Genomic DNA, 23,835 nt, shown 5'->3' on the forward strand with positions numbered 1-23,835 from the left:
GCGAGTATAGGCGAAGCGCGACGCGGCGGGGGAGCGCGGCACGTGCGGCGCGGGCGGCGCGTCGAAGCGCCGTCGCCGCCGCCGCGCCGCCGGGGCAGGCGTTCAGCCGATGATCATCGCCTCGCTGAGGAGCCGGCCCTCCCTGAAGCGCCGCAGGTTCCAGCGATCGAACAGGGGGAGGGAGGCGCCCTCGGCGATGTGCTGCGCGAGGAGCTTGCCCATGACGGGCGCGATCATGAAGCCGTGCCCCATGAACCCGGAGGCCTGGTAGAAGTGCTCGACCTCGTCGACCCCGCCCACGATCGGGTTCTGATCCGGGGTGAGGTCGTAACAGCCGGCCCACTGCCGCAGCACCTTCACGCTGCCGAGGAGGGGGCACGCGGCGACGAGCGCCCGCGCGTACAGGGAGAGGAACTTGTGGCTCGACCCCATGTCGAGGCCGTCGGGGACGTCCTCGTTGGAGATGCCGCCCACGATCTCGCCGCGCATCGACTGGGAAAAATAGAGGCCGTTCGAGAGATCCGCGACGAGCGGGCCGAGCCAGGGCTTGAGCGGCTCGGTCGAGCAGATCTCGTGGCGGTGCGGGTGGTTGGGCAGCTCCACGCCGAGCATGCGCGCGATCTCGGGGCTCCACGCGCCGGCCGCGTTGACGACCTTGTTCGTCCGGATCTCGCCGCGATCGGTGACCACCGCGTCGATCCGCGCGCCCTGCGTGCGGAAGCCGAGGACGTTCGTGAAGGTGGCGATGTCGACGCCGAGCTTCTGCGCGCGCTCGGCGTAGCCCCAGACGAACGGCCAGGGGAACACGACGCCGTCGTCGGGGTTGTAGCTCGCCGCCACGACGCCGTCGGTCGAGAGCTGCGGCACGATCGCGCGCGCCTCGTTGGCGGTGAGCATCCGCGTCCCGAGGCCGCACGCGTTCTGCACGGCGACGCTCTTCTCGAGCGTCCGGCGGCCCGCCTCGCTGCGCACGAGGAAGAGGTAGCCGCCCTGCCGGAACCAGATGTTGATCTTCATCTCGCGGGCGAAATCCCGGCAGATGCGGATGCTCTCCTGCATGAGCCGGATGTTGCCCTCGCTCGAGAACTGCGCCCGGACCCCGCCGCCGTTGCGCCCGCTGGCGCCGCCGCAGAGGTAGCTCCGGTCGACGACGACGATGTCGTTGACGCCGTGGTGCCGCGCGAGGTTGTACGCGATCGCGAGGCCCATGATCCCCGCGCCGATGATGACGATCTCGGCCTGCCCCCGCATCGCGCCTCAGCCGAGCTCCGACCTCGCCGCGGCGACGACGGCGGCCTGGAGGGCGCCGTTCGAGGCGATGATGCCGCGGCCGAGCTTGAGCCCGGGGCCGTTGTAGTCGATGGGCGCGCCCGAGAGATCGGTGAAGCTGCCGCCCGCCCCGAGGAGCACGGCCTCGGGCGCGCAGCTGTCCCAGAGCTTGGCGCCGCCGCCGCCGTGCACGTAGAGGTCGACCTCGCCGGTCGCGATCCGGGCGATCTTCACGCCGACCGAGCCGCAGGGGACGACCTTCGAGATGCCGAGCCGCGCGAGGAGCGGATCGAGCTCCTTCGGCCGGTGCGAGCGCGAGATGATGAGCGTCGCGTCGGCCGGTGCGCTCACGGCCGAGACCCGGAGCGGCCTGCGGCTGCCGTCCCTCGCCTCGAGGAAGGCGGCGCCGCCCTCGCCGGCGCGGCCGGCCAGCGCCTCTCCCGTCGTGGGCATCACCACGACGCCCAGCGCCGCGCGGCCGCGGTCCGCGAGCCCGATCATCACGGCGAACTCGCCGTTCCTGTCCGCGAACTCCCGCGTGCCGTCGAGCGGGTCGACGAAGAACACCCGCTCCTTCCGCAGGCGCGAGGCGAGCTCGTCGCCGGTCGGGACGCTCTCCTCGGCGAGGATCGCCTCGCCGGGGAACGCGGCCTCGAGCGCGCTGCAGATGAGCGCGTTCGCCTCGCGGTCGGCGCGGGTCACCGGGTCGCCGGGGCCCTTCATCTCGACGGCGAACGGCGTCGCGTACACGTCCATCACGATCGCCGCCGCGGCGCGCGCGATGCGGACGATCTCGTCGAGCTCCCTGTCGTTCTGGTCCATCCTGCTCACACCTCGATCCCGGCCTGCTTGAGGCGCGCGGAGAGCTCCGTGAGCGCCGTGTCCTGGAGGTAGGGCGGCATGCCGGCCTCGCGGACGAGCTGGTCGAGCTGGGCGACCGAGCGGGGGCCGAGCACGGCGGACGAGACGACGCGGTTCGCGAGGACGAAGCGCAGGGCCGCCGAGCGGAGCGAGGTGACGGCGCCCGAGACCAGGGGCCTGAGCGCGTCGAGCTGGCGGATGCGGGTCTTGAGCTCGTCGCGGGTCCACCGCTGGTAGCGGTGATCGTCGAGGTAGAACTCGCGCTCGGGGCTCCACTGGCCGGCGAGCAGCCCGTGAGCGAGCACCGATCGGGCGAGGACGCCCGCGCCGGACTCGGAGACGTCGCTGGCGACGTCGTGGAGGTCGCCGGGGAAGAAGGCGTTGTAGGCGATCTCGATGACGTCGACCTCGTCGCGCAGCGCGGAGCGGGCGACGTCCGCGGAGCCGGCGCTCACGCCGTAGGCGCGGATCTTCCCGGCCTGCTTGAGCTCCTTCAGGAAGGCGAGGGCCTCCTTCGATTGCATCGCGGCCACGGTGGGGTTGTGGAGCAGGACGACGTCGACCACCTCGCGGGCGAGGCGCTCCTGCGACCGCTCGAACGCGGTGCGGAGGTGGGCCGGGTCGAACCGCTTCGTCGGGGGATCGCCGTCGCGAACGGTGCCGATCTTGGTGACGACGAACGTCGTGCCAGCGCCCTGGAGCCGCCTGCCGAGGCAGCGCTCCATCTCGCCGCGGCCGTAGACGTCGGCGGTGTCGAAGAGGTCGATGCCGACCGCGAGCGCGCGATCGATGACGCGATCGATCTCGACGTCGGCGACGGGACCGTAGCCGTCGCCGGAGAGTCCCCAGGTGCCTAGGGCGAGCTCCGAGACCTGAAGGGTCGTCTTGCCGAGGGGGCGCTTCCTCACGGGCGGCGATCTACACCAGCGCCGGGAGGGCGCCACGAAATAGGGGCGGAGCTCCGGGCACGGCGCGCCGCGTCGCGCGCCCTCTCGGAGCGGCGGAGCTGCCCCGGGGCGGGCGTCCCCCGTCGCGCCTCGGCGCGCGGTGGCAGGGCGCGTCCTCCGGAGCCTCACGCGCCGGCGCGGGTCGTCGGGCCGCCACGTCCCTGCGCGCTCGGCCACGGAACGCTCCATGCCAGAGAGCCAGGGAAGGGGAGTGATGCGGAAGCGCGCGGGGCGGCGCCGCGGGGGGCAGGGTCTTCAGGTGACATGTCGAGTCGAGCCCTGCCGATGGCCGACGAAGGGGGCTGGAGAGTATGGCGAAAGGGCCTAATGAGGCGTCGGCGGCCGAACCCATCCGCGACCGGAGGTCGCGGCCGCCCGCGGTGAGCTCCTCTGCGCGGCGCGCGCTGGAGCTCGTCGCCGTCCGAGGCAAAGACGTGCTCGGCGTCCGCCACGTGCTCGCGGAGGGGCGCGCCCACATCGGCGACACGCCCGCGTCCATCGTGCGCGTGCCGTCGGGGGAGCTCGACAGAGCGGCCCCGGTCATCGCGGAGGTGATCGGCGCCCGCTACGTGCTGCACGTCCCGCGGCGGACGCGGGCGCGCCTTCACGGCGCGGACGGGCTCGCGCGCCTCTTGACGGGCCCGGCCGACATCGAGCTCCAGGAGGGAGACCGCGCCGTGCTCGTGATCGGGACCGTCCAGATCCGCGCGCAGATCGTGCCCATCGAGATCATCTCACGCCTGGGGGCGTCCGGCCTGCGCTGGATCGGCCTCATCGGCGCCCTCTACCTCGTCGCGCTCGGCATCTGCGCCGCCCTCGCGCCGCGCGACCGCGCCCGCCTCGACGAGGGGTCGATCCGCCGCGCTGTCGGCGAGGCCGCGGCGCAGCTGTGGGCAGAGCACGCCCCTGTGCCATGACGCGATGGCACCGCCGAGCGGGCGCCGAGCGGGCCGCCACCGGCGGGTGATGCCCGCGCGTCATGGAGTGGTATTCTCTGCCCTCCATGCGATTCAAGATCGTTTTGCCCCTTCCGGTTCAACTCCTGCTCTGCCCGCTCGCCGTCCTCGGCTGTGGCGGCACGTCCGCCGAGCACGAAGACCCGAGCAGCGAGCCGCGGGGCGGGATCCTGAGCCTGCCGTCCGGCTGGAGCTCCATCGAGCCGGGCGGCGAGACGACGTGCTCGCGCGGTGATCCTTTCAAGTACTTCGTCCGTCCGGGCACCGTCAATCGCCTCATCGTCGAGTTCCGCGGCGGCGGCGCGTGCTGGGACGCGACCACGTGCTCGTTCGCGGGAGCGCTCTTCCAGGAGACGGTCGGCGAGGACGCCCTGACGACCGGGATCTACGATCATGAGAACCCGGACAACCCCTTCAAGGAGTGGCACCATGTGTACATCCCCTATTGCACCGGGGACGTCCACTGGGGCGACAACGTGGCCACGTATGGGGAGGGGAGCCAGGCCGTCACCATCCAGCACAAGGGCGCCGTCAACGTCCGCGCGGCGCTCGGCTGGATCTACGAGAACGTCCCCGCGCCAGAGAAGATCTTCGTGACGGGCTGCAGCGCGGGCGCGTACGGCGCCATCCTCTGGTCCGCGCACCTGCGAGAGCACTACAAGAGCGCGTCGGTCATCGAGTTCGCGGACAGCGGGGCAGGGATCATCACGGAGACGTTCTTCAGGGACAGCCTTCCTTCCTGGAAGCCCGAGGGCGCTTATCCCACATGGATACCTGGCCTCGACCCGGCCGAGCTCGCGCGGCTGTCGGTGCTCTACGAGAAGATCGGCGCCCATTACCCCGACATGCTCCTGTCGCAGTACAACACCGCCTATGATGAGGACCAGGTCTTCTTCTTCAACGCGATGGGCGGCGGCGACGCCCAGGCGTGGTCAGACGCCATGAGGGCAGAGATCGCCGAAATCGAGGCGTCGACGCCGAACTTCAGGTCGTTCCTTGCCGCCGGCTCCGCGCACTGCATCCTCTGGCGCCCGGAATTTTACACCCTCGAGTCGCGCGGAGCGCGCCTCGTGCAATGGCTCGACGGGCTCGCGAACGGTGCCCCGCCGCCGAGCGTCGCGTGCGACGCTTGCGGCTCGCCTTGAGCGTCGCCCGGGAGCGGGCGGCGCGGCGGCCGGGCAGCGAGGGGCGGGGTGCGCGCTGGTCGGCGCCGGGCGGAGTGTGCGCGCGAGGGCGGGCGCAGGGGGCGTGGTCGCCCGCTCAGGCGTGCGCCGTCGCCGCGCCAGTTGACGCGCAGCCAGAGCTCTAGATTATGTCCGCCGCGAACGCGGGCGCGTGGGCGCATCCGCGGCGGCCCCGGAGGAAGAGCTCCGGGGGGAGACAGAGGGATCCATGCGCACGCTTTGTATCGATATCGGCGGAACGGGGATCAAGGCCACCATCCTCGACGAGCAGGGGACTCCGATGACGGATCCCGTGCGCGTGCCGACGCCCCAGCCGGCCTCGCCGGACCCCATCCTCGACCTCATCGAGGAGATCGCCCGGGCGCAGGGGGAGTTCGATCGCGTCTCGATCGGCTTCCCCGGGGTGGTGATGGAGAACGTGACCAAGACGGCGCCGCACCTCGACAACGAGAAGTGGAAGGGCTACCCGCTCGGCGAGGCCGTCGAGCGCCGCCTCGGCAAGCCTGTCCGCGTCGCCAACGACGCGGGCATCCAGGGGCTCGCCGTCATCGAGGGCAAGGGGCTCGAGATGGTGCTCACCTTCGGCACGGGGCTCGGATGCGCGCTGTACATCGACGGCCGCTACGTGCCGAACCTCGAGCTCGGGCACCATCCGTACGGAAAGAGGGACCTGAAGTACGAGGACCGCGTGTTCGACGCCGAGTGCAAGCGCATCGGCCCGAAGCGCTGGAACAAGCGCGTGCGCAAGATGATCGAGCAGGTCGAGCCGATCTTCAATTACCGCAAGCTCTACCTCGGCGGCGGCAACGCGCGCCTGCTCGATGCCTCGCGGCTGCCCGAGAACGTCGTCGTGGTGGACAACGTCGCTGGCCTGCTCGGCGGAATCAAGCTCTGGGCCTAGCCCAGCGCGGCCGCGCGCCCGTGCGCTGGCGGGGAGGCCGGTCCCCTCGCCCGCGCGGCCTTCTCGCCTGGCCGCCTTGTCGCCTGAGACGACGCGCCGACCCTGGGGCGGGCCTGCGCGGGCGTGGGTCGCGCCGGTTCCCAAGCGGGCGTGACCGTCGTACCCTGACCCGATGAACTCGCCCGACGCACCGAAGCCCGACGCACCGCCCGCGGCCAATCCAGCGGCGGACGCTGATCTCGATCCGTTTCGCCTCCAGTCGCCGGAGACCCTCGCGAACCCGTACCCCGTGTACGCCAGGTTGCGCCAGGAAGCGCCCGTGTACTTCAGCGCGGCTTACAACGGCTGGCTCGTCACCCGCTACGACCAGGTTGCGGCGGGCTTCCGTGACCCGCGTCTGTCGGCGAAGCGCTCCAGCGCCTTCGTGACGAAGCTGCCTGACGAGGTGCGGCAGCGGCTGGAGCCCTTGCGCCGCAACCTGGCGTCGTGGGCCTTGCTGCTCGATCCGCCGGAGCACACGCGCATCCGCTCGCTGATCAACAAGGCGTTCGTGCCGCGGCTCGTCGAGGGGTTGCGCTCCCGTGTGGAGACGCTGGTCAACGAGCTGCTCGACGCGGTCGCCCCGGCGGGCCGGATGGATGTCCTCCGCGATCTCGGCGACCTCTTGCCGCTGCTCGTGATCGGCGAGGTGCTCGGTGTACCCGCCGAGGACCGGCACCGGCTGAAGGGCTGGTCCAACGCGCTCAGCGGCTTCCTTGGCGCGGGCCGGCCGACGCTGGAGATCGCGGGGGGCGCGCTGAGCGCCGTGGCCGAGCTGGAGGACTATTTCCGCGGCGTGATCGCGGCCCGGCGGCAGAGCCCCGGCAACGACCTGCTCAGCCAGCTCATCCTCGCGGAGGAGCAGGGCATGATCCTCGGCGAGCAGGAGCTGCTCTCGACGTGTTGCATGCTCCTCTTCGGCGGCCACGAGACGACGAAGAACCTCATCGGCAATGGCCTGCTCGCGCTCCTTCTCCACCGTTCCGAGCGCGAAGCGCTGCGCGGTACCCCGTCGCTGATCGGCCCGGCGGTGGAGGAGCTGCTCCGATACGACTCTCCGGTGCAGTGGATGAGCCGCGTCGCGCTCGACGACATCGAGCTCGACGGCGTGCGGATCCCGAAGGGTGATCGCGCCTTCCTGGTGCTCGGCGCGGCGAACCGCGATCCCGCGCAGTTCCCCGACCCCGACAAGCTCGACTTCCGCCGCACCGACATCCGTCACATCTCGCTCGGCGTGGGCGTCCATTACTGTGCCGGCTCCGCGCTCGCCCGGGTCGAGGCCCAGGCTGCCATCTCCACGTTCCTGCGCCGTTTCCCCGACGCCGAGCTCTCCCCTGGGCCGCTGACCTGGCGGATGAACCCCGGCATGCGCGGCCTCACCGCCCTCCCGATAGAGCTAGGCCCGCAGAGCTCTGCCTCCTGACCCCTCCTGTCAAATCGTTCCCCAACCCGCCAGTTCCACCATGGAGCCGCCGGGGAGAGGGGAGGGGGCGCGCGGGGGCGAGGGGGAAGGGCCCCGCGGATCCGAGCGCCGGCCCGCTCCGCAGCCAGCCCCCCCAGATCTTCCTCTCCCGCACAGCCGGCCATAGCCACCACAAGGCGCGAGTCCGCGGGAAGGGCCCCCCTCGCCCCCGCGCGCCCCCTCCCCTCTCCCCGGCGGCCGTTGCGCCCTGGTCCAGGTTCTAGTTGTTGAGCCGCATCCCCGGCGCCAGCTGTCCAGGCAGCGCCACCGCCGCCGCCTCCAGCCCCGCGACCGGATATGCGCAGTAGTCCGCCGCGTAATACGCGCTGGGCCGGTGGTTCCCGCTGCTCCCGACCCCACCGAACGGCGCGGCGCTCGACGCCCCCGTCAGCGGTTTGTTCCAGTTGACGATCCCCGCCCGGGATTCCCGCCAGAACCGCTCATAGAGCTCCCTGCGATCCGAGATCAACCCGGCCGCGAGTCCATAACGCGTGCGGTTGGCCAGCGAGAGCGCCTCATCGAAGCTCCCGTAGCGCTGCACCTGCACGAGCGGCCCGAAATGCTCCTCGTCCGGTAGCTCCTTGATCGCCGACACATCGAGGATGCCGGGCGAGAGCAGCGCGGTTCCCTCCTCGAGCCGGCGCATCTCCAGCAGCACCTCGCCGCCGAGCGAGACCAGCCGTGCCTGCGCCGCGAGCAGCCGATCCGCCGCCGCGAGCGAGATCACCGCGCCCATGAACGGCTGCTCCGCGTCGTCGTACCTGCCCACCTTGAGCCGGGACGCCGCGTCGACCAGGCGCGCCAACAGCGCGTCGCCCTCCGGCGTCGCCGGCACGAGCAGCCGCCGCGCGCACGTACACCGCTGGCCCGCCGAGATGAAGGACGACTGAAGGATATGGTGGATCGCCGCCTCGGTGTTCGCGACGTCCTGGACGATGAGCGGGTTGTTGCCGCCCATCTCCAGGGCGAGGATCTTCTCCGGTTGGCCCGCCAGCTGCCGGTGCAGCGCGTTGCCCGTGCCGGAGCTGCCCGTGAAGAAGAGTCCGTCGATGCCCGGGTGACCGGCGAGCGCGACGCCGGTGCGCCTCCCCCCCTGGACCAGGTTGAGCACCCCGGCCGGGATCCCCGCCTCCTCCCAGAGCCGCGCGGTCTCCTCCGCGACCCTCGGCGTGAGCTCCGAGGGCTTGAACACCACGCAATTGCCCGCGATCAGGGCCGGGACGATGTGTCCGTTCGGCAGGTGGCCCGGGAAGTTGTAGGGCCCGAGCACGGCGACCACGCCGTGCGGCCGGTGGCGCACCACGGCCGTCGCGTCGCCCGCCTCGGCCTGACGCTCGCCCGTCCGTTCGCGCCAGGCCATCAGCGACACGTCGATCTTGCCGATCATCGTCTGGACCTCGGTGAGCGCCTCCCAGCGCGGCTTGCCCGTCTCCAGCCCGATCACGTCCGCGAGCCGGGGCTTGTGCTCGCCCAGGAGGCCGGCGAACCGCTTCACCAGCGCCGCCCGCTCCTCCAGGCCGCGATCGCGCCACGCAGCGAACGCGCCGCGCGCCGCCGTCACGGCCGCGTCGACCTGCTCCTCGCTCGCGGCGCGCCCCTCGAAGACGACCGCCTGCGTCACGGGGTTCCGGCTCGCGAACGGCTCGCCCGCGCCGGTCACCCAGCTGCCGTCGATGAAATGGGTCGACATGGTCACCTCTCTGTCGCGGAGCTCCCCCCGCGGAACACCACACGGGCTCAACAGTCCGTCCACCCAGTATGGTTTGCGTCCACCTCGCTCCGCCAGTGTGCATCGTACCAGAGGCCGGCGCCCTCAGGGCTCGCGCGCCCCGGACGGAACGTCGCGCCGGCGATCGCCCAGGAAAGATGGGGCCGCTCGTCGAGCTCGCCAGGGCTTCGCCGCGTCCGGGGGGACCACCACATCATGTGTTCCGGCGCGACTGAGCCCCAACCAGATGGGGGCCGCTCGGCCAGTTGCTCTCTTGGTGAGAATCCAGGAGCCGAGATCTCAATGCGCTTCGTGGTCGATCGTTCCGAGTTCGCTCGTGGCGGGCGCGCGACATTCACGGGAATGCACCGTGGCGAACAGGTGTGCTGAGCGTAATTGCGCGTTGGATCACGCTCCGGGCGCACTGCAGCAGGGCGCTCTCCACGCCCGGTGACACCAAGTCTTGACGGTCCTGTGGCTGGCGTGGAGACGTGCTCATGTCAGTTTTCCCGCCGATGCATCACACGGTGGCTATCTCAGACATCCATCTATGTGAGCTCGAGCCGTCCGACGGTCTCTGGATGCGCTATCGGCAGGCGCCGTACTCCCCGGACGGGGAGATTGCGGCGATGCTCGACGCGCTCCGGGGAGAGGTCCGGAAGGGGGCGGGCAGCTCCGGAGGGCCCGGCGCGGAGCGCGACGAGCTGACGCTGGTCCTGAACGGCGACATCTTCGACCTGGATGCGCCTCGGGTGATCGGCAACGAGAGCGTGGTCCACGACCTGCCGCGCACCGCCGAGCACGCCGTGCCGGCGATGGAGGCCATCCTGCGCGATCACCCGGTGTTCGTCGCGGCCGTCGGCCGGATCGTCGCGGACGGGCACACCGCGGTCTTCGTGGCGGGCAACCACGACATCCAGCTCACGCTGCCCGAGGTGCGCGAGGCGGTGCAGCGGAGCGTCGTGGACGCGGCCATGCGCGAGCTCGCGATCCGGGACGGCGGCCTTCCGGCGGGATCGACCGAGGACCTCCGCGCGGCGCTCGCGGCGCGGGTGGTCTTCCGCGCCTGGTTCCACCGCACGCACGACGGCGTCATCGTCGAGCACGGCAATCAGTACGACTCGTACTGCTCTTATCGCTACCCGATGGCGCCGTTCGGCCGGAATCCGGGGGAGATCCAGCCGACGATGGGCTCGCTCGTGAGCCGCCTGCTCGTGTCGCGCATGGGGTACTTCAACCCGCACGTCGACTCGTCGTTCATGCTCTCCGGCTTCGGCTATCTCTCTCACTGGACGCGGTACTACCTGTTCTCTGGCCGCTCCCTCGTGCTTGCCTTCGGCGTGGGCGCGCTGCGCACGATGATCGAGCTCGTGCGCCGGCGCGACCCGAGCCGCCGGGCGCTCCGGCGCGCGGACCTCGCCGCGGCCGCCCGCGAGACGGGCGCGCCTTTCCCCGCCGTGGTCAAGCACGCGCGGCTGTTCGCGCGGCCGGCCGAGGACTGCCTCGGCCGCGTGGCGCGCGAGCTCTGGCTGGATCGCCTCGGGCTCGCGGCGGTCGGGATCCTCGCGGCGCTCGCGTGCCTGTGCTGGATGCCGGGGGGGCTCGCGGCGGCGGCGTTGCTCGCGCCGACGCTCCTCGTCGCGTACGAGTGCACGGTCCCGAAGCCCACGCTCGACGCGGTCTGGCAGGGCGTGAACCGGGCGGCGCGGTCCGTGGCCAGGGCGCACGGCGCCAAGGCCGTGATCTTCGGGCACACCCACAACCCGGAGGGGAGCTGGGAAGGCGGGGTGTTCTTCGGGAACACCGGCTCCTGGTCCGCGGCGTTCGAGGACATCGCGTGCACGCAGCCCGTCTTCGAGGCGCGCCCGCTCGTCTGGTTGCGGTCCGAGGACGATGCGGGTCCCGAGGCGCCCCTGTCGGGCGGCCTCGTGATGTGGAAGGACGAGCGGTTCCAGCCCTGGAGAGCCGATGCGAGGCCGTCCGTGCCGAGGAAGGCCGAGATGGCCAAGCGCCCGCGCCCCGCCGCGCTTCGGCCCCAGGCCACGGCCGCGCTGCGCAGCTAGGCTGCCGGCGCTCATCCTGCGCGCGAGCGCCGAAGACCCGGCGCCGGATCCTGTCAGGGGCATGTGTGGCCCCACGACCCCGCAAACAGGCAAAGAGAGAGACGTCGCCGGTCGTATCGCGCCCGGCTCCGTCGACCTCGACACGCTTCGCGGTCTCGGGCATCGTCGAGGCCGACCATGTCGTCTCTCGCGGCCCCTCATACCCCTGCGCCGGGGTAGCTATCGCGCGGGCACGCTCCTGATGGCTGCTCCGCGGTCCCCGGCGGGCCGCGCGTGGCTCATGTTCGCGAATGACATGGTTCTTGCGAGACTGGAATGAACTTTCTGTTCGAGATCTGTCTGGTCGTGAGCGTGGTGCTGCTGGGCTTGCTGGCGGGAGCGCTCTGGGCTGAAGGCGCTTTGCTGGTGCCCTACTGGAAGACCCTGAAGGCTGAAGAGTTCTATCGTCTGCATCCTCAGTACGCGCCGCGCCTGTTTCGCTTCTTTGCGCCGATCACGGCGATAACTCCTGCCGCCGCATTCGTCGCGGCCGTCTTTGCCTGGCTGGCTGCCAGCAGGGCTGTATGGGTGTCGACGGTCGTTGCTGTGCTGGCGAATTCGCTGGTCGCGATCTATTCGGCTATTTCAAGCACGCCAACGCCGCCTTTGCGCAGGCAGCCATCGACCCCAAGGACCTGCCGGTGGAGCTTGAGCGCTGGGGTGATTGGCACAGGCTGCGGGTTGCGATTTGCATGCTGGCATTCTTCGGAAGCGTCTTTGTGCTCTATCTTTCCTGAGCGAGCCGTCTGTTGGCTCGTCCCGCGCGTCTCCAGCACCAACAGGTCGCGAAGAGCGGTGCGTTGACGTCCCCTGTTTGCCCGAGAGCAGGCTCGGTCACGCCATCAACTATATGACGAGGCGTTGGAGCCGACTCACGCGATCTCGATGCACCCGTGCTTGGTGGCATCCACATGACGGAGCCCTGTCACCGGCTGACGACGCGCGAGTGAATCGAGCTCCTAGCAGGCGCGCGCTGGCTCAAGCCGTGACCGCTCCCGCTGGCCCCCATTCGCAGGCCTTCGCGTGCGGCCGAGGCGTCGAGGCGCACGTCAGGTCAACCCGCCGGCATCAAACACCGGAAGCCGAGGCCGTTGTGCCGGTACCAGGCCCACTCCCCAAAACGGAAGTGCGCGGCCAGGAAACCAGGGCTTCGCGCCCAGGAGCCACCGCGAACGACCCGCACGACATCGCTGGTGTTCACATCCGTGTCTGTCGCCGTGTCAATGTGCGCATCATTCTGCGTGAAGGCTCGGCGCCTCGCCTGCACCTCGGAATTCCAGGCGTCGAGGCACCACTCCCACACATTGCCTGACTGGTCGAGCGTGCCCACCGGGCCAGCTCCTTTGGCGTATGCACCGACGCGCGTCGTGCAACCCACGTGCTCGTCGAAGTTGGCGAGATCCGGGGTTGGCTCCTCCAGTCCCCAAGGGAACTCTCGGCCCGTCCCCTGGGTGGCAGCGTATTCCCATTCCTCCTCGGACGGTAGCCGCACACCGGGGTTTCGCTGGCTGAGCCAGAGGCAAAACATCTCCGCCTCGTACCAGGTCACGTTGACCACGGGATGGTGGTCGAGCTCGCAGGATGGAATCCGGTCTACGAACTCGCGCTCGATGCGGTGATCCGGATCGAACCGCTCGTAGAGCGCATTCGTCACGGGCACGCGTCCGATCTTGAATGGCGGCCCTAGCCCCGTCACCTCGCACCAGCAGGGCAGGCGCACGCCGTCCGGCAGCTCCACGAGCTCCAGCCCCAGATCCGGCGGCTCTGCGAGATGATCGAAGAAGCACGAGAGCTCCTCCCTGGCGGCTGCAGCAATCGCGGGCCCAGGCGCCTTTTCGGCGATGGACTCCAGGGCTTCGTGAACGAAGAAGAGGTCCGCGCCGTGGGTCGTCGTTCGTCGGATCTGGCGCAACAAGCCGACACCGTCGCGGGTCGGCCCGACGCGCTCCGCGAGCTCGCGGATAACATCGCGCCGCTTCTCCCACGCGTCGCGGGCCGCCTCTAGCCCCACAAGCTCGAGCAGCGTCTCTGGCCTCACGGCGCCGTCGCCGGCCGAGCCCAGCGCACGGATCGCCAGGTCCGGGTTCACATCGGCGAGATCGCGGAGGAGCCGCTCCTCCTGGCCTCGCTCACCGGAAAGAAGCGCGAACGTCTCGGCCCACTGCCCGAGCGCAGCGGAGTCGCGCCCGAGCTGCCGCGCGAGCGCCTGCCACGCTGGCGGGCCCGCGCTGTGTAGCGCCGCTGCGGCGAGTCGCTCCTGCAGCGCGCGGTGCTGGAACCGCCACCTCGACCGGCCAGCGTCGACCGGGATCATAATCCCGGTCGCCTGCGCCACGTCTCCGAGCAGCGCCTCGGGATCGTCCCACACGGGCCGCGCCCTCGCGAGCCGGGAGAACGCGTCGCTCGCGCGCAGAGCGTCGAGGACGCACTCGAGCTCATATGGCCCCGCGCCGAGCCGGAGCAGGTCGAGCGCGACCTGTTCCAGCGTCTGACGGACGCGGGACCTCTCGCGCAGCGGCGGTGCGGTCGGCGACGCGCGGGGCCTGCCGCGGAGCAGGTGGTCGATCGCTTCGCCGAGGAGCTGCGCACGGCGCGCGGGTAGCTCGATCGGGGCGCCGGTGCGGAGTGGCTCCAGCGCGACGAGCGCCATGAGCGTGAGCAGGAATGGATTGCCGGCGAGCGTCCGGAGGCTCTGCTGCGACTGGATGGCTGCTGCGATGCGATCGATCTGCGCCGCGCTGATCTCACGGGAAGATAGCCAGTGGTCGAGCAGGAGGCGCTGGGCTGCCGCGGTGAGCGGGAGCAGCTCGAGCGCCGCGAACTGGGCCGCGGGCATCTGATAACCGAACGGGCGCGACGTCACCACCACGCGGCAGCCGGCGTCGAGCCACGCGCGCTCGCCCGCGATGCGGCGCACGTGGGCGAGCAGCGCGTCGAGGCGATCGCCCGGCACCTCGTCGAGCCCATCAAGCAGGAAGAGCACCCGGCCCGCGGCCGCCTGCTCCGCGAGCGCCGCGCCGGTACCTGCCGGGAGCCCAAGGCGCCCGCGCGTCCGCTCGACGTACTCAAGCAGCCCCTCGCCCGACCCGTCCAGCTCGGCGAGCCGGATGAGCACCGGAATGGCGGCCGCTCCCGGATCGCGGCCCGCTTCGAGCACGCCGCGGGTCCGTTCCGCGCGCGCCAGCGCGAGGTGCTTGAGCAGCGTCGATTTGCCGCTTCCCGGCTCGCCGAGCACGCTGAAGCAACGCGGCGCCGGCAGGTCGAGGAAGCGCTCGAGCGTCTGCGGCTTCCCTTCGAGCGGCATGCGGTCTGCGCACTCGATATACCGGCGGTCGGCCACGCGGAGCTCGACGTACACCTCCTCGAGGAGGCGCAGCGTGGCGCCCTCCTGGTCCACGCCGAGCGGTTGATGACGGATGTCTTTTTCGATGGCCGCGAGATAGCCGACCGGCGCGTCGCGCCGCGCGCTTCCGGCGACACGCTCACCGGCACCTGTCGAAGCCGGGCGGGCCGCGCGCTCCGTCGGCGCCGCGGCGATCCCTGGAATCGTGTCCTCCAGCCGGTCGAGGCGACGCGAGCCCGGCACACAAGCCGCGCGCATTGTCGGATCGGCGCCCGGCGCCCCTGGATCGCGGAGAAGGCTCCGGAGCGCGTCAAACGCGGCGCCCGCCTCGGCGAAGCGGGCCTGCGGGGACGGCGCGACGCAGCGAGTGAACCACGCGTCGAACCCCGGCGGCAGTAGCGCGGCGCGCCCGCTCCTCGTGGCGCAGGCCGACGCGGGAGGCACGGACGCCGCATGGCTTACCTCGATCAGGTGCCTCAGGAGCGCTCGATCCTCGAGCGACCAGTATGTGGTTCCGGTGAGCACCCAGAAGGTGAGCAATCCGAGCGCCCAGACGTCGGTGGAAGGTGTGATGGGCGCTCCCGTGAGCTGCTCAGGGGCCATCCACAGCGGACTGCCGACGAGTGTGCCCGCCAGCCGGGCCCCTTCGAGAACCTTGGCCACACCGAAGTCGAGCAGCTTGACGAGCAGAGACTCACCCTGCCGCTTCGATGCGGCGATGAAGACGTTCTCGGGCTTGACGTCACGATGAACGACGCCCTCGGCGTGCGCCGCCGCGAGCGCGTGCGCGACCTGCGCCAGTATCTCCGCAGCGCGGGCATGAGGAAGCGGCCCCGTGTGGCGCACGTGCTCTGCCAGCGTCTCACCCTGGAGCAGCTCCATCACGAGCCATGGAGTCCCCTCCGCGACGCCGGCATCGATGACGTCGACCACATGATCGCTCGAGATGCGGTGACCGATCCGGGCCTCCTGCTGGAAGAGCCGGACGAGGCGCTCGTCGCCGCAGAGCTCCCGCCGGAGGATCTTGAGAGCTCGCTGCGCCCCCGTCGTGATGTGCTCGACGACGTAGACGGCGCCCATTCCGCCTCCCCCGAGCGGACGCAGGACACGGTAGCTGCCTGCGAACACGGCCCCTGCCTCCGGGAACACTGCTGGACCCATGGGAGGCGATGTTACCCGAACCCGCCCCGTACCGCCTCGCGGAGTACCCCCGCCACCTGCGAGGCCCGGCGTCGCGCCCCCTCCTCGACGCACGCCCGACGGCGCGCCTCTCCCACCGGGTGCGGCATCCAAGGTCGCACCCCCGTGCGATCTCGCCCAAACTCCGCGAAATCCCGTTCCCCCGCCCCGGCACAGTCCCTGCGTAACGTTGTCGCGATAGGCTCTGTACGCCTCGCTCCGCGGGAGCGGTATGTGCGTCATCGACTGGTTCACCACGCCCACAAGCCATCCGCCTTCGCCGAGCGAGCGGCCGCGACGGCGCGCGCCGCGCGAGTCCTCGCGACCCGCGTGGGCGGAGCGTTCACTCCACTACCGCCGGCGCCTCAGCCCAGCACCGCCCCGTAGAAGTCGCGCGGATCCATCTGCTCGGGGAAGACCGAACAGCCGCCGTCGTTGATCTCGATCACCGTAGTTCCACCGCGCTCGAGCCGGGCCACGTCCGCCGTGAAGAACGGGGAGCCGATGACCTGCCCGAGATGGGCGAATTGCTCCGGAAGATCGAGCGTGGAGTCCACGTCGTAGTACGGCGCGTGCGCCACGAGCCGCCCCTCCCAGAACACGAGGCGGTGCTCGTCGGTCACGCGGCGCTGGCCGGGCGCCCAGCCGGGCAGCGTCGCGAGGTCGAGGTACTTTCTCACGACGAACCCCCGCTCGAAGCGGTCCCCGCGGAGCTCCAGGATCTTCTCGCACACCTCGGCGAAATCGTCGTACGTGGCGCCCTCGGGCACAAAGCACGCACGATGCCAGAGCTCCTTGACCGATTTCACGTGGTCCTTGACCACCCACGGCGGCGGCCCGAGCTCCAGGGCCACCTCCCACGCTTCCCGGATGTCTTCGCCTTCGGTCCACCGCGTGGGCGCCGTCTTGTCGCCGAGCAGCGGGACGTAATTGGGCATGTACATCGCCTCGGCGAAGCTCTCCGGATCGACGACGAGCTCCTCGCCGCGGTCCTGCATGGCCTCGTACAGGCCCGTGTATTCTTCTTCGCTCAACATCCATCCCCGGTAGAGCCACGTCCGGTGCCGGGGCCTCGGCAGCCGGCGCAACGCGCGCTCCGGCTCGCCATTCACGACGGGATCGAGCGGGATCGCATAGGACTCGATGCCGAGCTCCTCGGCGGCCAGCACGTCGATCTCGAAGCGATCCTCGGCGAACTGAGGGACATGGGGTCTTCCGAAGAGGATGGTGACGTCGCTCATGGAGTCCTCCTGGGTGCCGCCGCGCCCGGGTCCGGGTCGGCGCGGCGGGGCGGACAAGGTGGATCCACGTTCGCGAAGAACCAGTCTTGCGAAGAGCGATCGCTTGCGAGAGGATAGACTCAACGGGGGCGAAAATCGGGTCTTTCAGCGCCTGTCGGGTTGAGCCCAGCGCGCCCGGACGATAGAGTCGGCTCGGACCTCGGCCCTGGGGAGCTCCCCGGCGCGATCCGCGGAGTGGACGACGCATGAGCCTCAGCGAGCGCGAGGGGATGGCGCTGACGCAGCCCGCATGCGGCGCGCCCGCCTCGACCGAGGCGGGTAGCGCGCCGCCGGCCGGCGCGGCGTCGGACGTCACGTTCAGGCTGCGCGAGACCCCGGGCGCCACGGCCCCCGAGCTGCCGCCCATCTCCGTCACGGCCCCCGAGCGCCTGTCCGCGGAGGAGCGCTACGAGGACCTCGGCTGCATCGGGCGCGGGGGCATGGGCGAGGTGCGCCGCGTGCGCGATCGCATCCTGGGGCGCGTGCTCGCGATGAAGATCCAGTCGGCCGAGACGCGCGACGCGACGCCCGATCGCGCCCGCTTCCTCGCCGAGGCGCGCCTGACCGCGGCGCTCCAGCACCCCGGGATCGTTCCCGTGCACGAGTGCGGCGAGCTCGCCGACGGGCGGCTGTGGTTCACGATGAAGGAGGTCCGCGGGCGCACGCTCGGCGAGGTGATCGCCGAGGCGTACGCGGCCGGCGGCGGGAGCCTCTCGCCCGTCGCGCTGCGGCGGGCGGTCGACACGTTCCTCCGCGTCTGCGAGGCCGTGGCGTACGCGCACAGCCGCGGCGTGATGCACCGCGACCTCAAGCCCGCCAACGTGATGATCGGCGAGTTCGGCGAGGTCCTGGTGATGGACTGGGGCCTCGCGCGGCCCTCCGCGCCGCTGCGCGCCTCGCCCGGGGCCGCGGGCGCGGCGGACGTGATCGAGGCGGCCCCGCTCACGCAGCCCGGCGAGGTGCTGGGCACGCTGCTCTACATGGCCCCGGAGCAGGCGCGAGGCGAGGGCGATCGCCTCGGCGCGGCGAGCGACGTCTACGCGCTCGGCGTCGTGCTCTACGAGATCCTCGCCGGGCGCCACCCCTACGGCGGCCAGCCCGCGGCGGTCTGGGGCGCGCTCCTCACCGGCGGGCTCAGGCCGGTCGAGGCGAGCGCCCCCCACGAGGTGCCCGCGGAGCTCGCGGCGATCTGCGCCCGCGCGATGGCGCTCGCCCCGGAGGCTCGCCACCCGGACGCGGCCGCGCTCGCGGCCGACGTCAGGAGCTGGCTCGACGGCGCGCGGCGGCGCGAGCGCGCGCTCGCGATCGTGGACCATGCCCGCGCGATCCGGCCGGAGATCGAGGCGACGCGGGCGCGCGCCCGGGCGCTGCGCGACGAGGCGCGGGCGATCCTCGACGGCCTGAGCTCGTTCGATCCGGCCGAGCAGAAGGCGCGCGGGTGGCGGCTCGAGGACGAGGCGGAGCGCCTGGAGCGGGAGGCGTCGCTCGGCCAGGTCGAGTGGATGCAGGTCCTCCGCTCGGCGCTGAACGAGGCGCCGGATCTCCGCGAGGCGCACGATGCGCTGGCCGATCACTACGCCGAGGAGCTCGCCCATGCCGAGGAGGCGCGGGATCCGCGGGGCGCGGCGCGCGCCGAGGCGCTCCTCCGGCAGCACGACCGCGGGCGCCACGCGGTGCTGCTCGCCGGCGACGGGGCGCTCACGCTGGCGACCGTGCCCGCGGGGGCGCTGGTCTCCCTCCACCGCTACGTCGAGCGCGACCGGAGGCTCGTGCCCGAGCTCGCGCGCGAGCTCGGCCCGACGCCCCTGCTCGAACTGGCGCTCCCGCGCGGCAGCTACCTCCTCACGCTGCGCGCGCCGGGGTACCACGACGCGTGGTATCCCGTGCTCATCGAGCGCGGGCGGCGCTGGGACGGCGTCCGGCCAGGCGGGGAAGGGGCCCACCCGGTGCGCCTCCTTCGCCTCGGCGAGCTCGGCGAGGACGACCTCTACGTGCCGGCCGGCTGGTTCCTCGCCGGCGGCGATCCGGACGCGGGGGACAGCCTCCCGCGGACGCGGCTCTGGTGTGACGGCTTCATCGTCCGGAGGCACCCGGTCACCAACGCCGAGTACCTCCGCTTCCTCAACGCGCTCGTCGCGAGCGGGCGGGAAGCCGAGGCCCTCGAGTGTTGTCCGCGCCTCTCGCTCGGCCGCGCCGCCTCGGGATCGAGCCCGGACTCGCTCCGGTTCGAGCGGGGAGACGACGGCCGCTTCCGGCTCGGGTGCATCCAGACCGACGTCCAGGAGGAGCCGAGGATGCCCGTCGCGTTCGTCCACTGGCGGGCGGCGATGCGTTATGCGGCGTGGTACGCCGCGGGGACGGGCGCGCCGTGGCGCCTCCTGAACGAGCTCGAATGGGAGAAGGCGGCGCGGGGCGTCGACGGCCGGTGCATGCCCTGGGGTGATTTCCTGGAGCCGACCTGGGGTTGCATGCTGGGCAGCCACGAGGGCGTCGCCGGCCGGCGGCCCGTCGACGACTTCCCGCAGGACGAGAGCCCTTATGGCCTGCGCGGCGCGGCGGGCAACGTGCGCGACTGGTGCATCAACGCGTGGAAGCGCGAGGGGGCCCGGACCGAAGCGGGGGTCGTGCTGCTCGATCCGGCGGACGACGGCGACGCGGATTTCCGCGCGGCGCGGGGCGGCGCGTGGTCGACGTCGCCGAACCTCTGCCGGGCGGCGGGGCGCTTCGCGGGCAAGCCCGGGGATCGCTTCGGGGGGATCGGGTTCCGGCTGGCGCGCCCGGCGCCGGGGTGAGCGGCGCGGCGCTCCGCCTCCCTGCGCTGGAGGCCTGCCCGGGCGCGCCTGGGGCGGCGCCCCCGGGCGAGGCGTCAAGCGCGCGGGCCGCTCACGCGGGCCTCATCACGCCATGGTAGTGGTGCCAGGCGGCCTGAGGGTCGATGTGGTGCGGATCGATCGACGGCGTATCCCCCACGAACACCTGCGTGAAGTTCACCTTGCTCGGGGTGCTCTGGAAGATGAGGCCGTTCTGGGGCCGATCCATCTTGTACCAGATCGCGTTGCGCAGCTCGCCGGCGCTGCCGAGCTCCACGAGGAGGCCGATCCGGCGCCCGAGCGGCCCGTCCGGATCGACGGCCCAGTAGAGCGCGCTGGCCGGAGAGGTCGGCTGGTAGATGCCCTGAGTCCACTGCTGCGCCGACGCCTCCTGGCCGGTCGCGAGGACGCTGCCCCCGACGAGCCAGTCCCGGAACTCCTTGGGGTAATCCGGCGCTCCCGGGCGGTTCGTGAACCCGAACGAGACCAGGGTGATCAACCTCGACTTGATGGGGGCGAGCCTCGACCAGTACTCGGTCTTCGCGGTGTACCCGCCGGGGGGTGTCATGCCCGTCACGGCCAAGTGGAGGAGCGGGTTCCCGGTGCTCGTCTCGATGAAGCGGAGCTTCGAGTCGATGGGGATCTGCGTTTGGTCCGGCTGATCCGACCCCGTGGGCAAGACGTATCCCCGCGTGACACCCAGCTCGCCCGTGCTTGATACAATGTTCATGGCTTGATGAACTCCTCGTCTCGTGCGTGGAACCTCGAAATGTTGGCCGGTTTGTCCGGCGCGAGCGCGACCTCCGGAGGGGCGGACCTCGCCGGGCGCGCGCTCGCGCCGGGGGTTCACAGGAGACCCACGGTGATCGGCTGGAAGAAGACCTGGACGCCGGTCCTGGTCCCCGCCTCGTTGCCCTTCGTGTCGCCGACATAGTCGAGCAGCGAGACCAGGCTGCCGGTGGAGAACGAGAAGAGGTCGTGGGCGTGGTTCGTGTCGAGGTACTCGTGCTCGAAGTACGTGGGGCCGAGGATCCCGGTGATCTCGCGGGGCGCGGTGTAGAGGTGGAACCAGCCGGTCCCCTCGGCGCGCGTCCAGTCGCTCTTCGTCTCGATGGCGTCGATATGGACGGACGCCCAGACCTCGTTGCCATTGAAGACGTGGAGCTCCACTTCCAGCGTGGTGCGCGGCCCGTGACCGCCGAAGTCGGCATCCCCGCCGACGCGCGGCGGGACGTAGAACGGCGTCTCCGAATGAAACGTCACCGCCGAGGAGAAGGCGACAGCGTCGCTGGCCGCCGACTGCTCGACCGCGTCCGGCGGGGCGAGATCCTCTGCTGCCGACTCTCCAGCGGGCGTCACGGCGCAACCAGCGAGCAACGAGAAGGACAACGAAGCGAACAGCGCACGCATCATGATAGAGCTCCCTTCGAGGTGTGCCTGCGCGCTCTCCTGCCGAGATAGCGGCGCTGCGCGCGGCGATTGGCCTTTCAGCAGGCGTCGTGCCACCGCGAGGAAACGAGGATCCGTGCAGGATCCGAGGCGCTCTCGCGTCGCGGCGCCGCAGGTCGGGTCACCCTCGCTCGACTTGAGCAAGACCTGCGCGAGCGGCGCTTGCGCGAGCGCCGCGCGGCGCATGCTCAATCAGCCTTCCCGAGTGCGGACCTCACCTCGCCGTCCGACAGGATGTTCATGCTGTAAATATTTGCTCACGCTTGATGCGTGGGGTCGGCGCTCGGCGGGTGAGCTCTGCATTGAAAGTGCGAGACAAGGTGTGATATATGTCGCCCATGAAGGTTGGGGGAACTCATCTCATCACAGTTGCCGCGCTTCTCGCCTGTGGGTGCGCCTCCTCTTCGCCGCCCTCGCCCTCGACGCCGGAGCGCCTGGGAAGCGGTGCCCCGGTAGTGGCCGTCGCTCAGCCGGCGGCCCCGGCCGGCGACACCGCCGCGGCGGGCCCTGCCGGTCCCCGGAGCCGCCGCTACCCCTTGGAAGAGCTGCGCAGGGTGGCCCGCGTCGCGTCCGCGCGATGCAAGAAGGCGAATGCGTCCTCGGACTCGGCGTGTCTCCTCACCGAGGCCACACCATTCCTCAAATACCGGCCCGAGGACCCGGATTGCCGTTACGTGTCGGGGACCGCGCTGTCCGTCGCCGAGTGCTCCGATTTCGAGGAGGGCTGCCAGAGCGTGGACGCGAAGGATCTCGACCACCAGCTCGCGGCCCTGCAGAACGCCGGCAAGGACTGCAATCGCGAGCCGACCGACTCCGAGCGGGCAGAGCTGCTGAAGCTCCTCGGCGCGAAGTGAGGCCCTGCGTCCCCGGCGCGCGTCAGCGCGTGGCCTTGCCCTTGCGCGGCCGCGGGATGCCGTAGGCGCTCAGCCGGGCCACGAAGGTGCGGCGGGGCATGCCGAGGAGCGCCGCGGCCTGCGTCTGGTTCCCCGCGCACTGCTCCAGCGCGTCGACGATCCGCTTCCGCTCGATCGCGTCGAGCTCGCCGCGCAGGCCGCCCCCGGCCTCGGCCGGAGGGAGGGTGACGGCCGGCGCAGCGACCTCGGCGGGCGCCCTTGCAGGGCGCGGCTCGACGGGCGCCGCCGCGGGGCGCGCCTCGGAGGGCGGCAGCGCGGCGGCGGCGTCGAGCAGGAGGTGCTCCGGGAGCAGCGTGTCCCCGCCGGAGAGCACGACCGCGCGCTCGATGACGTTGCGCAGCTCGCGGATGTTGCCGGGCCAGCGGTGCGCCTCCAGCGCGGCGAGCGTCTCGGGGGCGAACGCCGGCGCCGGGCGCCCGACGGCGCTCGCGGTCCGGTCGGCGATCGCGCGCGCGAGCGGCGCGATCTCGGCGATGCGCGCCCGGAGCGGCGGGATCGTCAGCGCGATGCCGTTCAGCCGGAAGAACAGATCCTCCCGGAAAGCGCCCCGCTTCACCTCGGCGGCAAGATCGCGGTTCGTCGCCGAGAGGAAGCGCACGTCGATGGGCCGCGGGCTCAGGCCCCCGACGCGCATCACCTTCCGTTCCTCGAGCACGCGCAGGAGCTTCACCTGGATGCTGGGCGGCAGCTCGCCCACCTCGTCGAGCAGCACCGTGCCCTTCTCGGCCGTCTCCAGGAGGCCCGGCTTCGCCTGGACCGCGCTCGTGAACGCGCCCCGCTCGTGGCCGAACAGCTCGCTCTCGAGGAGCGACTCCGAGAGCGCCGCGCAGTTGAGCCGCACGAAGGGCCCCTGCGCGCGCGGCGAGCGCCGGTGGATGTGCTCGGCCAGCACCTCCTTGCCGGCGCCCGTCTCGCCGAGCAAGAGCACGGTGATCGGCGCGCCGGCCACGCGCTCGGCCAGCGCGTAGAGCCGCTCCATGGCCGGGTCGAGCACGATGGGCTGGCCCGGCCCCTGGCCCGGCGCCGCGCTCGCGGCGCCCTCGCGCGGCAGGATCACGATCAGCGTCGAGCCGAGGTTCACCGCGTCCCCGACCGCGAGCTCCATCGTCTTGCCCTGCTCGGGCTGGAGCTCCAGGAGCTTGGTCGTCGGCCCGGCGCTGCGCTCGCGGCGGAGGCGGGTCCCGTTCGCGCTCCCGAGGTCCTCGATCGCGATGGGCGGGCCGAGGTGGATGATCGCGTGCCGGCGCGAGACGGAGCTGTCGTCGATCGGGACGTCGTTCTCCGGCGACCGGCCGAGCGACACCCGGCCCTCGGCAGGCAGCGGGTGCCGCGTCACGCGGCCCCCGGCGAACACCGCGAGCTCCAGGGCGCCCTGTACATCGTTCCGGGTGGACTTCGCGGCGGCCACGGTTCTCTCCCTGTTCACTGCGG

The 23,835-nt window shown here is 71.5% G+C and carries 17 protein-coding genes; 8 read left to right on the top strand and 9 right to left on the bottom strand.

Going from position 1 to position 23,835, the window contains the following annotated elements; all coding sequences use genetic code 11:
- Window positions 1–102: 102 nt before the first annotated feature.
- From WME82_RS03770 to WME82_RS03780, 3 genes are read right to left on the bottom strand one after another with little or no spacing between them, the layout of a single operon-like run.
- Window positions 103–1,251, bottom strand: coding sequence for an NAD(P)/FAD-dependent oxidoreductase (locus WME82_RS03770; RefSeq protein WP_438041701.1), 1,149 nt, complete (start codon window positions 1,249–1,251; stop codon window positions 103–105).
- Between the two features lie 6 nt (window positions 1,252–1,257).
- The gene (locus WME82_RS03775; RefSeq protein WP_438041702.1) at window positions 1,258–2,091 is read right to left on the bottom strand and encodes a 3'(2'),5'-bisphosphate nucleotidase CysQ family protein; all 834 of its coding nucleotides are present in this window, start codon (window positions 2,089–2,091) and stop codon (window positions 1,258–1,260) included.
- A 5-nt stretch (window positions 2,092–2,096) separates the two neighbouring features.
- A complete protein-coding gene (locus tag WME82_RS03780; protein WP_437744164.1) occupies window positions 2,097–3,038 on the bottom strand; it encodes an aldo/keto reductase in 942 nt (313 codons plus the stop codon).
- Window positions 3,039–3,457: 419 nt separating this feature from the next.
- On the opposite strand from WME82_RS03780, the gene WME82_RS03785 reads away from it, so the two are divergent.
- The 4 genes from WME82_RS03785 (at window position 3,458) to WME82_RS03800 (ending at window position 7,580) form a co-directional block, all read left to right on the top strand.
- Complete coding sequence (locus WME82_RS03785; RefSeq protein ID WP_437744165.1) at window positions 3,458–3,994, top strand: hypothetical protein; 537 nt, start codon at window positions 3,458–3,460, stop codon at window positions 3,992–3,994.
- An 86-nt stretch (window positions 3,995–4,080) separates the two neighbouring features.
- Window positions 4,081–5,178: a pectin acetylesterase-family hydrolase gene (locus WME82_RS03790; RefSeq protein WP_438041703.1), complete on the top strand. Its 1,098-nt coding sequence runs from the start codon at window positions 4,081–4,083 to the stop codon at window positions 5,176–5,178.
- A 247-nt stretch (window positions 5,179–5,425) separates the two neighbouring features.
- Window positions 5,426–6,118: an ROK family protein gene (locus tag WME82_RS03795; protein WP_437531806.1), complete on the top strand. Its 693-nt coding sequence runs from the start codon at window positions 5,426–5,428 to the stop codon at window positions 6,116–6,118.
- Window positions 6,119–6,290: 172 nt separating this feature from the next.
- Window positions 6,291–7,580 (top strand): cytochrome P450, encoded by a 1,290-nt coding sequence (locus WME82_RS03800; protein WP_437864702.1) that lies wholly within the window; start codon window positions 6,291–6,293, stop codon window positions 7,578–7,580.
- 259 nt (window positions 7,581–7,839) lie between these two features.
- Here the strand turns inward: WME82_RS03800 and astD are convergent, their stop codons facing one another.
- Window positions 7,840–9,309: a succinylglutamate-semialdehyde dehydrogenase gene (gene astD / locus WME82_RS03805; RefSeq protein WP_438041704.1), complete on the bottom strand. Its 1,470-nt coding sequence runs from the start codon at window positions 9,307–9,309 to the stop codon at window positions 7,840–7,842.
- A 545-nt stretch (window positions 9,310–9,854) separates the two neighbouring features.
- Between astD and WME82_RS03810 the strand changes: the two genes are divergently transcribed.
- Together WME82_RS03810 and WME82_RS03815 are read left to right on the top strand one after the other, a co-directional pair.
- A complete protein-coding gene (locus tag WME82_RS03810) occupies window positions 9,855–11,390 on the top strand; it encodes a hypothetical protein (RefSeq protein ID WP_438041705.1) in 1,536 nt (511 codons plus the stop codon).
- 315 nt (window positions 11,391–11,705) lie between these two features.
- Entirely contained in the window at window positions 11,706–12,233 is a 528-nt protein-coding gene (locus WME82_RS03815) for a hypothetical protein (protein WP_438041706.1), read from the top strand.
- A 250-nt stretch (window positions 12,234–12,483) separates the two neighbouring features.
- Here WME82_RS03815 and WME82_RS03820 read toward each other — a convergent pair whose 3' ends face one another.
- Both WME82_RS03820 and WME82_RS03825 read right to left on the bottom strand, forming a co-directional pair.
- Window positions 12,484–16,026 carry a protein kinase domain-containing protein gene (locus WME82_RS03820; protein WP_438041707.1) on the bottom strand — a complete coding sequence of 1,181 codons (3,543 nt, stop codon included), beginning with the start codon at window positions 16,024–16,026 and terminating at the stop codon, window positions 12,484–12,486.
- Window positions 16,027–16,316: 290 nt separating this feature from the next.
- Window positions 16,317–17,192, bottom strand: coding sequence for an ATP-grasp domain-containing protein (locus WME82_RS03825; protein ID WP_437744172.1), 876 nt, complete (start codon window positions 17,190–17,192; stop codon window positions 16,317–16,319).
- Between the two features lie 245 nt (window positions 17,193–17,437).
- On the opposite strand from WME82_RS03825, the gene WME82_RS03830 reads away from it, so the two are divergent.
- Complete coding sequence (locus tag WME82_RS03830; RefSeq protein ID WP_438041708.1) at window positions 17,438–20,023, top strand: SUMF1/EgtB/PvdO family nonheme iron enzyme; 2,586 nt, start codon at window positions 17,438–17,440, stop codon at window positions 20,021–20,023.
- Between the two features lie 91 nt (window positions 20,024–20,114).
- On the opposite strand, the gene WME82_RS03835 is transcribed toward WME82_RS03830, so the two are convergent.
- Both WME82_RS03835 and WME82_RS03840 read right to left on the bottom strand, forming a co-directional pair.
- Window positions 20,115–20,771, bottom strand: coding sequence for a hypothetical protein (locus WME82_RS03835; RefSeq protein ID WP_438041709.1), 657 nt, complete (start codon window positions 20,769–20,771; stop codon window positions 20,115–20,117).
- A 116-nt stretch (window positions 20,772–20,887) separates the two neighbouring features.
- On the bottom strand, window positions 20,888–21,454 hold the full coding sequence (locus WME82_RS03840) for a hypothetical protein (protein ID WP_437864762.1): 567 nt from the start codon (window positions 21,452–21,454) through the stop codon (window positions 20,888–20,890).
- A gap of 491 nt (window positions 21,455–21,945) precedes the next feature.
- On the opposite strand from WME82_RS03840, the gene WME82_RS03845 reads away from it, so the two are divergent.
- Window positions 21,946–22,344 carry a hypothetical protein gene (locus tag WME82_RS03845; RefSeq protein ID WP_438041710.1) on the top strand — a complete coding sequence of 133 codons (399 nt, stop codon included), beginning with the start codon at window positions 21,946–21,948 and terminating at the stop codon, window positions 22,342–22,344.
- A gap of 22 nt (window positions 22,345–22,366) precedes the next feature.
- Here the strand turns inward: WME82_RS03845 and WME82_RS03850 are convergent, their stop codons facing one another.
- Window positions 22,367–23,830 carry a sigma 54-interacting transcriptional regulator gene (locus WME82_RS03850; RefSeq protein ID WP_438041711.1) on the bottom strand — a complete coding sequence of 488 codons (1,464 nt, stop codon included), beginning with the start codon at window positions 23,828–23,830 and terminating at the stop codon, window positions 22,367–22,369.
- Between the last annotated feature and the right edge of the window lie 5 nt (window positions 23,831–23,835).

The organism is Sorangium sp. So ce128, from assembly GCF_051525245.1.
Classification (GTDB): Bacteria; Myxococcota_A; Polyangia; order Polyangiales; family Polyangiaceae; genus Sorangium; species Sorangium cellulosum_B.

Coding starts and splice junctions, on each gene's coding strand:
- WME82_RS03795 (WP_437531806.1), top strand. CDS start 5,426: ATGCGCACGCTTTGTATCGATATCGGCGGAACGGGGATCAAGGCCACC.
- WME82_RS03790 (WP_438041703.1), top strand. CDS start 4,081: ATGCGATTCAAGATCGTTTTGCCCCTTCCGGTTCAACTCCTGCTCTGC.
- WME82_RS03770 (WP_438041701.1), bottom strand. CDS start 1,251: ATGCGGGGGCAGGCCGAGATCGTCATCATCGGCGCGGGGATCATGGGC.
- WME82_RS03800 (WP_437864702.1), top strand. CDS start 6,291: ATGAACTCGCCCGACGCACCGAAGCCCGACGCACCGCCCGCGGCCAAT.
- WME82_RS03830 (WP_438041708.1), top strand. CDS start 17,438: ATGAGCCTCAGCGAGCGCGAGGGGATGGCGCTGACGCAGCCCGCATGC.
- WME82_RS03815 (WP_438041706.1), top strand. CDS start 11,706: ATGAACTTTCTGTTCGAGATCTGTCTGGTCGTGAGCGTGGTGCTGCTG.
- WME82_RS03835 (WP_438041709.1), bottom strand. CDS start 20,771: ATGAACATTGTATCAAGCACGGGCGAGCTGGGTGTCACGCGGGGATAC.
- WME82_RS03775 (WP_438041702.1), bottom strand. CDS start 2,091: ATGGACCAGAACGACAGGGAGCTCGACGAGATCGTCCGCATCGCGCGC.
- WME82_RS03840 (WP_437864762.1), bottom strand. CDS start 21,454: ATGATGCGTGCGCTGTTCGCTTCGTTGTCCTTCTCGTTGCTCGCTGGT.
- astD (WP_438041704.1), bottom strand. CDS start 9,309: ATGTCGACCCATTTCATCGACGGCAGCTGGGTGACCGGCGCGGGCGAG.
- WME82_RS03825 (WP_437744172.1), bottom strand. CDS start 17,192: ATGAGCGACGTCACCATCCTCTTCGGAAGACCCCATGTCCCTCAGTTC.